General features: G+C 74.3%; 11 protein-coding genes. 3 read left to right on the top strand and 8 right to left on the bottom strand.

Translation table 11 applies throughout. The features are described from left to right. The 3 genes from B0E53_RS37900 to B0E53_RS26385 form a co-directional block, all read right to left on the bottom strand. Positions 1–1,549: PucR family transcriptional regulator ligand-binding domain-containing protein (locus B0E53_RS37900; protein WP_246835600.1), on the bottom strand; the 1,549-nt coding region annotated here is incomplete at its 3' end. A 104-nt stretch (positions 1,550–1,653) separates the two neighbouring features. Further along, entirely contained in the window at positions 1,654–2,463 is an 810-nt protein-coding gene (locus B0E53_RS26390) for an RNA methyltransferase (RefSeq protein WP_107078507.1), read from the bottom strand. A gap of 60 nt (positions 2,464–2,523) precedes the next feature. Next, positions 2,524–3,081, bottom strand: a complete 558-nt coding sequence (locus B0E53_RS26385) for a dihydrofolate reductase family protein (RefSeq protein WP_107078506.1) — start codon at positions 3,079–3,081, stop codon at positions 2,524–2,526. 131 nt (positions 3,082–3,212) lie between these two features. On the opposite strand from B0E53_RS26385, the gene B0E53_RS26380 reads away from it, so the two are divergent. Further along, positions 3,213–3,815, top strand: a complete 603-nt coding sequence (locus B0E53_RS26380) for a dTMP kinase (RefSeq protein ID WP_107078505.1) — start codon at positions 3,213–3,215, stop codon at positions 3,813–3,815. A 63-nt stretch (positions 3,816–3,878) separates the two neighbouring features. On the opposite strand, the gene B0E53_RS26375 is transcribed toward B0E53_RS26380, so the two are convergent. The 4 genes from B0E53_RS26375 to B0E53_RS26360 all read right to left on the bottom strand — a co-directional run bounded on the left by B0E53_RS26375 (position 3,879) and on the right by B0E53_RS26360 (position 8,712). Next, positions 3,879–6,080, bottom strand: a complete 2,202-nt coding sequence (locus B0E53_RS26375) for a transglycosylase domain-containing protein (protein WP_107078504.1) — start codon at positions 6,078–6,080, stop codon at positions 3,879–3,881. Between the two features lie 109 nt (positions 6,081–6,189). After that, entirely contained in the window at positions 6,190–6,987 is a 798-nt protein-coding gene (locus B0E53_RS26370; protein WP_107078503.1) for a hypothetical protein, read from the bottom strand. A gap of 140 nt (positions 6,988–7,127) precedes the next feature. Further along, positions 7,128–8,234, bottom strand: a complete 1,107-nt coding sequence (locus tag B0E53_RS26365; RefSeq protein WP_107078502.1) for an SPFH domain-containing protein — start codon at positions 8,232–8,234, stop codon at positions 7,128–7,130. Between the two features lie 4 nt (positions 8,235–8,238). Beyond that, entirely contained in the window at positions 8,239–8,712 is a 474-nt protein-coding gene (locus tag B0E53_RS26360; protein WP_107078501.1) for an NfeD family protein, read from the bottom strand. 90 nt (positions 8,713–8,802) lie between these two features. Between B0E53_RS26360 and B0E53_RS26355 the strand changes: the two genes are divergently transcribed. Beyond that, the gene (locus B0E53_RS26355; RefSeq protein WP_107078500.1) at positions 8,803–10,119 is read left to right on the top strand and encodes a serine hydrolase domain-containing protein; all 1,317 of its coding nucleotides are present in this window, start codon (positions 8,803–8,805) and stop codon (positions 10,117–10,119) included. Positions 10,120–10,341: 222 nt separating this feature from the next. Here the strand turns inward: B0E53_RS26355 and B0E53_RS26350 are convergent, their stop codons facing one another. Continuing rightward, positions 10,342–11,154, bottom strand: a complete 813-nt coding sequence (locus B0E53_RS26350) for a DUF3097 domain-containing protein (RefSeq protein WP_107078508.1) — start codon at positions 11,152–11,154, stop codon at positions 10,342–10,344. A gap of 161 nt (positions 11,155–11,315) precedes the next feature. Here B0E53_RS26350 and B0E53_RS26345 point away from each other — a divergent pair. After that, positions 11,316–11,883: hypothetical protein (locus tag B0E53_RS26345; RefSeq protein WP_107078499.1), on the top strand; the 568-nt coding region annotated here is incomplete at its 3' end.

Here is an 11,883-nt window from a genome sequence, read left to right as displayed (position 1 = left end):
GGGCCGGGTCGGCGTCGAGGCGTACCCGGCGCAGCGCGGCGGCGAACGCGGCGAGCGCCTTCTCCTCGGCGGCCGGATCGGGCAGCGCGAGCAGCGCCCCGACCGCGTGGTCGTCGACGGCGCTGGTCAGCGCGGTGAGCTTGGCCTCCCGCAGCGCCTGGCCGACCGCCTCGGCGAGGTCACGCAGCCGGGCCGGGCCGGCCTCCTGGCCGGTGTCGGGGCCTGGCCCGCCGCCCTCGGCCGGGTCGTCGGCCCGGTGCCGGACCACCACGCCGACCAGGTGCCGGCGGTCCAGGGTGACGCCGAGCGCCTTGGCCCGCAGCGCCACCTCGTCCACCGGGCGGGAGTGGTCGATCAGGGCGTTGAGCAGGGTGCGGTGGATCTGCCGTTCCAGCCCCTCGGCGTCGCGCCGGATCAGCCGGCCCAGGGCGAGGGTGGAGGCGGCCCGCTCGATCAGGATGGTGAGCCGGGTGGGCGGGGTCATGCCCGGGCCCGCGCCGGCCTCGGGATCCCGACGCGGATGCGGCGGCCCCCAGCGGCCCACCGGCGCGCCGCCGACCGGCGTGGCACTGACCGGCGCGCCATCGACAGGCGTGGCGCCATCGGTCGGCGTGGCGGCGCCCGTCGGCGTGGCGCCCGTACCTGCCGCGGTGGCGCCTTCCGGCGTGGCGGTGCCGGCGTCGGCCGACCCACCGTCGTACCCGTCGGACGGGCGGCCGGTCACCCCGCCGTCGGCGGCCGTGGTGGCCGGGCCCGCGTCGTCGGACACCGGCCGGTCCTCCGGGTCGGCCGGCGCCCGGTGGGGACCGCGGGTGGTCAGCTCGGCGCCGGCGGGCCAGCGCAACAGCAGCCGCCCCCAGTCCTGGCCACGGGCGCCGACGGTGGTCACCAGCCACCCGCTGTCCGGGTCGTACGCGGTGCGCCCGCCCGGCCGGATCCGTCGGGAGTGCTGCTCCCAGCCGTCCAGCAGCAGCTCGGCGCTCTCCCCCGCCGTGTCGTACGCGAGCACCTGCCGGGACAGGTTCTCCAGCACCACCGGGCACCCGGCCAGCTCGGCCGCCTGCCGGACCACCTCGGCCGGCTCGGCGCCCTCCACGGACAGTTCCGTGAACCGCTGGTGGATCTCCTCGGTGGCGCGCAGCTCGGTGAGCTGGGCGTCCACGATCAACGCGTGCACCGCCTCGGTGATCCGCACGAACGGGGTGGCCCGGCGCAGCTCGACCAGGGGCAGCCCGCGCCGCTCGGCGGCGGCCGCCATCACCCGGGGCACCCCGCTGACGTAGCGGCGGCCCAGCTCCACCACCAGCCCGGAGACCCCGACGTCGGCCAGGTCGCCGATGAACGCGCGCAGCCCGGCGTCGTCGGCGGGCAGCCCGATCCCGGTGGTGAGCACCAGCTCGCCCCCGCCGAGCAGGGTGGCGATGTCGGGCACCTCGGCCACGTGCACCCAGCGCACCGGCCGGTCCAGGCCCGCGTCCCCCGCGACGAGGCGCGGCGCGCCGTGGCGCACCGGCACCAGGGCAAGCACCTCACGGACGGTAGGGAACACGGGCGACACGCTACCCTGCGTCACCGCCGATTCCGAGCGTGCCGGGCGGCCCCCCGCCCGTCGATCACCACGGATGAGCTGGGCTGCGGTGTTCAACCAGCGCGTCACAGCGGGTCGTCGCGGCCCAGCTCCCAGCAGGCCACCGCGGTGGCGGCGGCGACGTTGAGCGAGTCCACCCCGCGCCGCATGGGGATCACCACCCGGACGTCGCTGGCGACCATCGCGGCCCGGGTCAGGCCGGCCCCCTCGGCCCCCATGAGCAGGGCCGCGCGGGCCCGTTGCCCGGCGTCGAGGCGCTGGATCGGCACCGCGTCCGACGCGGGCGTCATGGCCAGCACCGTGAAGCCCGCCGCCCGGACCTGGCCGAGCGCGTCCGGCCAGGGCGACAGCTTCGCGTACGGGATGGCGAAGACCTCGCCCATGCTGACCCGGACGCTGCGCCGGTAGAGCGGGTCGGCGCAGGTCGGCGAGAGCAGCACGGCGTCCACCCCGAGCGCCGCCACGGCCCGGAAGATCGCGCCGAGGTTGGTGTGGTTGTTGAGGTCCTCCAGGATCACCACCCGCCGGGCGGTGGCCAGCACCTCGGCGGCGGACGGCAGCGGCTTGCGGTGGAACGAGGCGAGCACGCCCCGGTGCACGTGGAAGCCGGTGGCCTGCTGGAGCACCTCGGGGGTGGCCGCGTAGACCGGGGTGTCGCCGGTGTCGAGGTCGGCGAGCTGGTCCACCCGCTTCGCGTCGACCAGGTACGACCGGGCCGGGTAGCCGGCCCGCAGCGCCCGCCGCAGCACCAGCTCGCCCTCGGCGATGAACAGCCCGTGCGGGGGCTCCCAGCGGGTCCGCAGCTCCACGTCGGTCAGCGCGCGGTAGTCGGCGATCCGGTCGTCGTCGGGGTCGGTGATCTCGTGGACGGGCACCGCACGATTCTGCCTGGTCCGTCGGGCCGGTCCGGCGCGGCCCGCCTTTCCGCCGCCCGGTCAGGGCCGCTCGTAGCGCAGCAGGACCGACCGGCCGTCGAAGCCGCGGGTCCCGGTCAGCCGGAGGTCGAGGCGGTCCTTGCCGGGGAAGACCGGGGTGCCGCCGCCCAGCACGACGGGGTGCACCACCACCTGGTACTCGTCGATCAGCCCCAGCTCGGTCAGCGCCGCCGCGGCGCCGGAGCCACCGGTGAGCAGCAGGTCCCGACCCGGCTGCGCCTTCAGCTCGGTGACCTCGGCGGCCAGGTCCCGGCCGATCACCCGGGCGCCGTACTCGGCGCTCTCCAGCGTGCGCGAGATGACGATCTTCGGGGTGCGGGCCCAGATCGGGGCGAACCGCACGTCGTGCGGGTCCTGGGAGGTCTGCTCCACGCGGGGCCAGTACCAGGACATCAATCCCCACACCTTGCCGCCGTAGAGGAAGGCGTCGGCCCGGTCGGTCAGTTCGAGGGAGTACGCGGACAGCTCCAGCCCCATGACCGGCCAGTCGAACTCCCCGTTCGGCCCCTCGATGAAGCCGTCGACCGACTGGTGCACCCAGTGGATGAGCTTGCGCATGGTGTCTCTCCTCGCTCGGTGCCGCCCCGGCGGGCGCGCTCACCGGTGGGTCGGAGCCAGCCGACCGGATCCGACAGCCGGCGCGGATCTTTTCTCCGGAGACTTGCCGAGGGTGACTACCGTCCGGATCCGTGGCCCGTTCCGTGCTGATCGCCCTGGTCGGTGTCGACGGCTCCGGCAAGAGCACCCAGGCCAGGGCCCTCGCCCGCCGGCTGACGGCCCGGGGGATCCCGGCGACCTACTTCGAGAACGCCGGTGGGCGGCCGCTGTGGAACCAGCTGGCGCGGGCGCTCGGCCGGGCGGACGGGGTGGCGCTGTTCGGCCGTACCCTCTATCCGGCGCTGGAGGCGACGGTCCGCGCGCTGGCGATGGCCCGCACCGTGCTGGTGGCGCGGTTGACCGGGCGCACGGCGGTGCTGGACCGGTGGACCTGGTGCCAGGAGGTCGTCATGGCCGCCCGCGGCGACCGCGGCCGGCGGGCGGTCCGGGCCGGGTACGCGATCTTCCCGCGCCCGGCCATGGTCTGCTTCCTGGCCACCTCGCCGGAGGTCGCGCAGCGGCGGGTGGCCGCCCGGGGCATCGACACCGAGGAGTTGGCGCACCTGCGCGCGCTGGACGCCGCCTACCGGGCCCTGCCCGACTTCACCTCGTTCGTGACCGTGGACGGCGACGCCGGCCCCGACGAGGTGGCCGCCGCCCTGGACCGCGCGGTGTCACCCCTGGTGAGCGGTTGAGCCGGATCTCGGCGAGTTGCCGTTCGTCGTGACCGGCAACTCGCCGAGATCTCCGGAAACCGGTCAGCCGCGGCCGCGGCCCTGGAGCCAGCGGAGCAGGTCCGAGGGGAGGTTGCGGTCCTGCTGGCGCTGCTCGGGCTGCGGGGTGGGTCGCGGCTGCGGGCGTTGCGGGTCCCCGGCCAGCTCACGGCTCGGCGCGGTGAAGTCCTTCACCGGCTTGCCGTCCACCGCCGTCCTGATCACCCGGGCGACCGCGTCGATCACCTTGGCCTGCACCGCCGAGCCGACCAGGTCGGTCGAGTCGTCGGGGTTGGCCGCGATGCCGGCCACGGCCACCTGCGGGGTGAACCCGACGAAGGTCTCGGTGGCGTTCTGCTCGGAGCTGCCGGTCTTGCCGGCCACCGGGCGGCCGACGATCCGGTTGACCGAGGTGGCGGTACCGCCGTTGCACTGCCCGTACGCCGACTGCTGGCCGACCGGGCAGCGGGCCGCGTCGGTGGCCGCCCGGGCCACGTCGGCGTCCAGCACCTTCCGGCAGGAGGGCTGGCCGACGTCGACCTTCTCGCCGTTGGCCGCGGTCACCGAGACCACCGGCAGCGGCGAGCAGTACGTCCCCTCGGCGGCCACGGTGGCGTACGCGTTGGCCAGGTCGAGCGGGGTGGTGGCGGCCACGCCGAGGGTGAACGCGCCCCAGTTCTCCGCGTCGTCCTTGGCGAAGGCGGCGTCGGAGTCGGCCCGGAAGGTGATGCCGAGCCGCTGCGCCATCTCCACCACCTTGTCCTCGCCGACCTGCTCGGCCAGCCAGACGAAGTAGGTGTTCACGGAGCGGCCGAAGCCGTCCCACATCATCCGGTAGCCGTCCATCCACTCCGGGTTGGCGTTGGCCGGGCACCACTTGCCGGCGCAGTTGCCCTCGTCGTCGGAGGCGTAGCGGGTGGGCAGCTTGGCCGGGGCGTCGAAGCCGGTGGCGAGCGGCTTGCCGGCCTCCAGCGCGGCGAGCATGGTGAACAGCTTGAAGGTCGAGCCGGCCTGGTAGCCGTCGACGCTGGCGCCGCCGGAGATCAGCGGGTTGACGGTGTTCGGGTGGTTGGCCTGCCCGGCCGGGTTGTCGGCGAGGCTGTAGTGCCGGTTGACCGCCATGGCGAGCACCCGGCCGGTGCCCGGCTCGACCGCGGCGATCGGCAGGGCGCGCTTGTTGCCGTAGCCGTAGACGCTGGTGGCCTGCTTCTGGGCGGTCTGCTGGATCTTCGGGTCGAGCGTGGTGACCACGCTGTAGCCGCCCCGGCGCAGCGCCTGCTCGCGCTCCTTGACCGTGTTCCCGAAGGCCGGCTGGGCGAGCCACCACTGGCGCAGGTAGTCGCAGAAGAAGCCCCAGTCGTCGTGCCCCTGGGCGACGGCCGTGCAGCCGTTGGGCTGGGCGGTCGGGTGCAGGGTGAGCGGCTCCGCCTTGGCCGCGGCCGCCTGCTGCGCGGTGATCGCGCGGGTCTCGGCCATCGAGTCGAGCACGTACCCCCGGCGGGCGAGCGCCTGGTCCTTGTCGCCGTCGATCGGGCTGTACTCGTCCGGCGACTGGACCAGGCCGGCGAGCAGCGCCGCCTCGCCCAGGGTCAGGTCGGCCGGGGCCTTGCCGAAGTAGCGCTGGCTGGCCGCGGCGACGCCGTACGCGCCGGAGCCGAAGTACGCGATGTTGAGGTAGCGGTTGAGGATCTCGTCCTTGCTGAGCGTCTTCTCCAGCGCGTTCGCGTACCGGATCTCCTGGAGCTTGCGCCCGACGGTCTGCTCGGTGGCGGCCTGCCGCTCCTCGGCGGTGCGGGTCGGGTCGGTCTTGAGCACGTTGCGGACGTACTGCATGGTCAGCGTCGAGCCGCCCTGCTCGGTGCCGCCGCCCTTGACGTTGGCGACCAGGGCGCGGGCGATGCCGCGCAGATCGGCCCCGCCGTGGGAGTAGAAGCGGCGGTCCTCGGCGGCGATGATCGCCTGCCGCATCACCGGGGCGATCTCGGCGAGGGGAACGTCGGAGCGGTTGACGTCGTAGAACGTGGTGATCAGGGTCTTGCCGTCGTTGGCGTAGAGGTAGGAGCGCTGCGGCTGCGCGGGGGTGCGCAGCGCGTCGGGCAGCTCCGCGTACGCGCCCAGGCTGGCCTTGGCGGCGAGCCCGCCGAGCAGGCCGCCGGGAAGCGCGGCGACCGCGAGGACGAGCCCGGCGAGGACGCCGGCGAGCAGCACGGTGAAGAGCCGCGACAGCGGCGACCGGGGAGACGGCATGGACCCCAGGATTACCGCGAATGCGGCGTTTCGGCCACCCCGCCAGGCAACTGTCAGTTACCTCACGGCAACCTCTCAGCTCGGCGGGGACAGAACCGGATGGAACCGGTCAGCCGGCGGCCAGGGGGCCGTTGGGGGGTGGGGCGGGGGTGGCCGCCACGCTGGCCGCGACGGCGTCGCGGGCGATCGTCGCGGGGACGAGGCGCCCGGAGCGGTAGCCGATGCCGAGGCCGGAGACCAGCACGAAGATCGCGCCGAAGGTCTGCAGCGAGCCGATCAGCGCGCCGCCCAGGCCGACCAGCGGGGCGGCGATCATCAGCATGATCCCGTCGCCGTAGGAGAACATCCCGGACCGGGCGACCGACCAGCCGGTGAGGAACCAGCCGAGGCTGTAGCAGGTGGCGCCGACCAGGACGACGGTGCGCGCCGTGGTGCCGAAGACCGGCGCCTGCTCCTCCAGCCCGGCGAAGGGCAGCATCAGCACCATCCCGCCGATGCTGGCCAGCAGGCCGACGAGGGCGATCCGCCGGCACCGGGTGGCGGCGAGCAGGCCGGCGAGCGCCAGCAGGGCGAGCAGCCCGAGCCAGACCGCGGCCACCCAGCCGACCAGGTAGAGCGGCTGGCCGTCGGCCGGGTAGGGGTCGTTGCCCACCCCGCCGTCGCTGGCCATGGCCACCAGGCCGTAGAGGACCGCGTACGCGGGCAGCAGCCAGACCGCCGCGCGGGCGAACCGGCGGACCGACCAGGCCCAGCTCGCGTCGGTGGCCGGGGCGGCCGGCCCGGGCTCGGAGACGAACGGCAGCACCCCGAACCCGCCCCCGGTACGCCGGGTGCCGAGCGGCCCGGCCGGGTCGTGCGCGCCGGGGACCGGGGTCCTGGAGAACAGCCGGTTGGCCGGATCCTTCATGCGTCACCTCGCTCCGCTTGCGGGTGGCGCGGGACGCGCGACGGCGCCCCGGTCCTGCTCACCACCCGTCCTCAGACCGATCGTGGCAGGCGCCGGGGCGCCGTATGAGTGATTCTCGGATTTGCCGGTGGGGTACCCGCTCAGCCCCGTTCGCGCTGGTCCGACGGGTCGTTGAGCAGGCTCTGCGGGGAGACCGGCTCGGGCGCCGGCAGCCCCTGCGGGGCGTTGCCGCCGGTGGCCTGCGCCTCGGCCACGCGTACCTCGTCGTGGATCTCCTGGGCCGCGGTGGCGGCGGCGTGCGCGGCCTCGGCGGCCTCCCGCTCCACCTCGCTTGCGCTCTTGGTGGCCTCCGGCGACGGCACGTCGCCGACCATGTTGGCCAGCCCGCCGAGCGCGCCGCCCATGCCCTCGAGGGCCTTGGTCAGCTCGGTCGGGACGATCCAGACCTTGTTGGCGGTGCCGTTGGCGATCTGCGGCAGGGCCTGGAGGTACTGGTAGGCGAGCACCTTCTGGCTCGGGTTGGCCTGGTGGATCGCGTCGAAGACGGTACGGATCGCCTTGGCCTGGCCCTCCGCCTGGAGGATCCGGGCCTGCCGGTCACCGTCGGCGCGCAGCACGGCGGCCTGCTTCTCACCCTCGGCCGTGAGGATCTGCGACTGCTTGTGCCCCTCGGCGTTGAGGATGGCGGCGCGGCGGTCCCGCTCCGCGCGCATCTGCTTTTCCATCGAGTCACGGATGCTCGGCGGCGGCTCGATCGCCTTGATCTCGACCCGGGTCACCTTGATGCCCCACCGGCCGGTGGTCTCGTCCAGCACCCCGGAGAGGTGCCGGTTGATCTCCTCGCGGCTGGTCAGCGCCCGCTCCAGGTCCAGCGAGCCGATCACGTTGCGCAGCGTGGTGACGGTGAGCTGCTCGATGGCCTGCAGGAAGTTGGAGATCTCGTAGGTGGCGCGGACCGAGTCGACCACCTTGAAGTAGAGCACCGTGTCGATCGAGACGACGAGGTTGTCCGAGGTGATCACCGGCTGCGGCGGGAAGCTGACCACCTGCTCCCGCATGTCGACCTTGGTGCGCACCGCGTCGATGTACGGCACCAGCAGGTTCAGCCCCGGGTTCAGGGTCCGCTTGTACTTGCCCAGCCGCTCGACCACGTCCTGGCGCTGCTGCGGCACGATGCGCACCGCCTTCACCAGCGTCACCACGACGATCACGGCGACGGCGATCAACACGATCGCTGCAAACTCCATATCTTCACCTTTTTTCTTCGGGCAGTCCGCCCGGGGTGGAAATCTCGTCCTGCCAGACCAGGGCGGTAGCGCCCCGGACCTTTATCACCTGCACCCGCTCGCCCACCGCGTAGCTGCGCGTCGCGTCGTACGACCGGGCCGTCCACAGCTCACCGTCGATCTTGACGAGGCCCCGCTCGGCGTCCACCGGCTCCAGCACCATCGCGCTGGACCCCTCGATCGCCTCGACCCCGAACGGCTGGTCGCCGCTCTCCAGCGCCGGCATGGCGTGCCGTTTGATGACCGGCCGGACCAGGGCCACCGACAGCGCGGAGACCACCGCGAAGACCAGTGCCTGGAGCGCGACCGGCGCGCCGAGCGCCGCGGCGCCCGCGGCGGCGAACGCCCCGGCCGCGAACATGATCAGGAAAAGCGTCGTCGTGAAGATCTCGGCGACCGCCAGCAGCACACCCAGCACGATCCAGAACACGGCGTCCACCCTTAGATCGTGACACGCCGACGCACGCAGCAACGACCCGCATGATCACCTAAGCTCGGCACCGCGCCGACGACCGCCGAGGAGGACGCCATGGCCCTGTTGCCCGAGACCGCCCGACAGGTCGACCTGCTGGTCGCCCGGGCCCAGGCGGAGGGGCGCGGCCCCTCGCTCGCCCTCGGGGTGGTCCGCGACGGCGGTCTGGCGCACGTCGCGCTCGCCGGCGAGCAGCCCCGCCCCGACGCGGACCTCCAGTACCGGATCGGCTCGATCAGCAAGACCATGACGGCCGTGCTGGTGATGCAGCAGCGCGACGCCGGCCGGCTGGCGCTGGACGACCCGCTGGACAGGCACCTGCCCGGCACCCCGGTCGGCGCGCTCACCCTGCGCCAGTTGCTCGGGCACGCCAGCGGCCTGCAGCGGGAGCCGGACGGGCTGTGGTGGGAGCGGGCCGCGGGCGCCGACCTGGCGACCCTGCTCGCCGGGCTCACCCCGGCGAAGATCGCCCACCCGCCGCACCACGTCTACCACTACTCGAACCTGGCGTACGGGCTGCTCGGCGGAGTGCTGGAGCGGATCACCGGCACGCCCTGGGCCGACCTGCTCCGCGAGCGGCTCCTCGAACCGCTCGGCATGCGCCGCACCACCTACCACCCGACCGAGCCGTACGCCCGCGGCTACGTGGTGCACCCCTGGCACGACACGCTACGGGAGGAACCGCGCACCGACACCGGGGCGATGGCGCCCGCCGGGCAGCTCTGGTCGACCGTCGAGGACCTGGCCCGCTGGGCGGCCTTCCTGGCCGACCCGGCCCCGGACCTGCTCGCCCCGGCCACGCTCACCGAGATGTGCGCGCCCGTGGTGATCAGCGACCTGGACGCCTGGACGGGCGGGCACGGCCTCGGCGTGGAGCTCTACCGGGTCGGCGACCGGGTGTACGTGGGCCACGGCGGCTCGATGCCCGGCTACGTCGCCGGCCTGGCCGTGCACCGGCCCACCCGCACCGCCGTGGTCGACTACGCCAACTCGTACGGGCTGCGTGCCGGCCACCACGTCGTCGGCCTGGCCCGCGACATCCTCACCCTGGTGCTGGACGCCGAGCCGGCCGCGGCCGCCCCGTGGCGCCCGGCCGAGGCTCCGCCGCCCGCCGACCTGGCCGAGCTGACCGGCCGCTGGTGGTGGATGGGCGGCGAGTACGAGTTCCGCATCGACCCCGCCGGCGACCTGGTGGGCGGTCAGGTGGGTCGCCCGCTGCTCCGCTTCACCCCGGAAGCCCCCGACCGCTGGCGCGGCCGCTCCGGCTCCCAGGACGGCGAACTCCTCACCGTCATCCGCGACGAAGACGGCCACCCCGTCGCCCTCGACATCGCCACCTTCGTCTTCACCCGAACCCCCGACCAGGAACCCTGAAACCGCCCAGGCGGCGCTGAGAACTTGATGACACGACGACTCACCCCACGAGGCGTCCAACTCATCAACTTCGTAGCGCCCCCAAGGTCCCCACCCCACCGACTGCTGCAACCGACCCGCGCAGCCCACGCACGACGGGGCCGGGGCGACCGTGCCCGGCGGAGGGATCAAGCCTGGCCGCCCGGAGCCGGGCACGGTCGCCCCGGCCCTGAACCGCAACCACTAGGCAGGCGCAGTCACGAAATCGATCATCCGCTCCACCGCGTTGATCAACGGCGTCTCCACGTCCGCGAAACTGTCCACCCGGGACAGGATGAGCCGCCACATGTCCGCCGGCTCGGCCACCCCGAGGGCCGCACAGACCCCCTCCTTCCAGGGCCGCCCCGGCGGCACCACCGGCCAGGCCGGGATGCCCAGCGCCCGCGGCTTCACGGCCTGCCACACGTCGACGTACGGGTGCCCGGTGACCAGCACGTGCGGCGAGGTGACCTGCGCGACGATCCGGCTCTCCTTGGAGCCGGGCACCAGGTGGTCGACCAGCACGCCGAGCCGGCGGCCGGGGCCCGGGTCGAAGGCGCGGACCTCGGCGGCGAGCGCGTCGATGCCGTCGAGCGGCTCCACCACCACGCCCTCGATCCGCAGGTCGTCGCCCCAGATCCGCTCGACCAGGGCCGCGTCGTGCACGCCCTCGACCCAGATCCGGCTGGCCTTGGCGACCTGGGCCCGGACGTTGTCGACCGCGATCGAGCCGGAGGCGGTACGCCGCCGGGCGGCGGGCACCGGGGCGCGGGACGGGCGGCGCAGGGTCACCGGCCGGCCGTCGAGCAGGAACGCGGCGGGCAGCAGCGGGAAGTTGCGCCGCCGGCCGTGCCGGTCCTCCAGCACCACCGCGCCGGACTCGAATCCGACGACCGCGCCGCAGAACCCGGAGTCGGCGTCCTCGACCACCAGGTCGGGTTCGGCGTCGACCTCGGGGATCACCTTCCGCCGTCGCCAGTCGCCCGCCAGCACGTCGCCGTCGTATCGCCCCGCCATGTCGATCACGCTAGCCACCGGCCCGGCGTGTCGCCCGGCGACGCGCCGGCCAGGAGTCCCACCGGGGTCACAGAAAGGGGCGAAGGGGGTAGTTGGGGGCAGGTCACGCCGCCGGAGCGGCAGCCGAGACAGCGACGGCGGCGAGCACGTACCCTTTCGGCATGTCCTCCCCCGCAACGGGCGCGGCCACGCTGGCTCCGCGCCGGTCGAGCCGGTTCGTCGCCTGGGTTCGCGCCTGGCGCGCCGGCCTGGTGCCCTTCGACGAGGTCGCCGACGAGATCGCCGGCGACGAGGAGCACCTGGTCGCCGACGCCCCCGGCACCTGGACCGACGTGTCCCTGCGGGAGGCGCTGCCCAGCCTGGCCAAGCTCTCCCCGGACGAGATCCGCCTGGTGCTGCCCGCCCCGGGCGACCCGCGCGGGCTGCCCGGTCCCGGCGACTTCGCCGGGGCGGCGCTGCTGGCCGGGGAGGCCGTGGTGGCCAGCGGGCTCGGGTTCGTCCCGGAGGTCCGCACGCACACCTCGGGCTCGGGGATGACCTGGGAGACCGTGCTCTGGCGGGTCCACCCGCTGCCGGCCGACGCGCCGAAGGCGTCCCTGATCACGCCCGGCGCGGCCGAGGCGGAGGCCGAACTGGCCGCCGCGCTGGCCGAGACGACGGCCGCGCTGACCCGGCTCGACGTGGCCCAGTGGCGGCCCGAGCTGGCCGGCGCGCTCGCCGCGCTGCGCC

This window comes from Micromonospora sp. MH33 (genome assembly GCF_003013775.1).
In the GTDB taxonomy this organism is placed as follows: Bacteria; Actinomycetota; Actinomycetes; order Mycobacteriales; family Micromonosporaceae; genus Micromonospora; species Micromonospora fulviviridis.
This window is presented reverse-complemented; position numbering and strand designations above follow the sequence as displayed.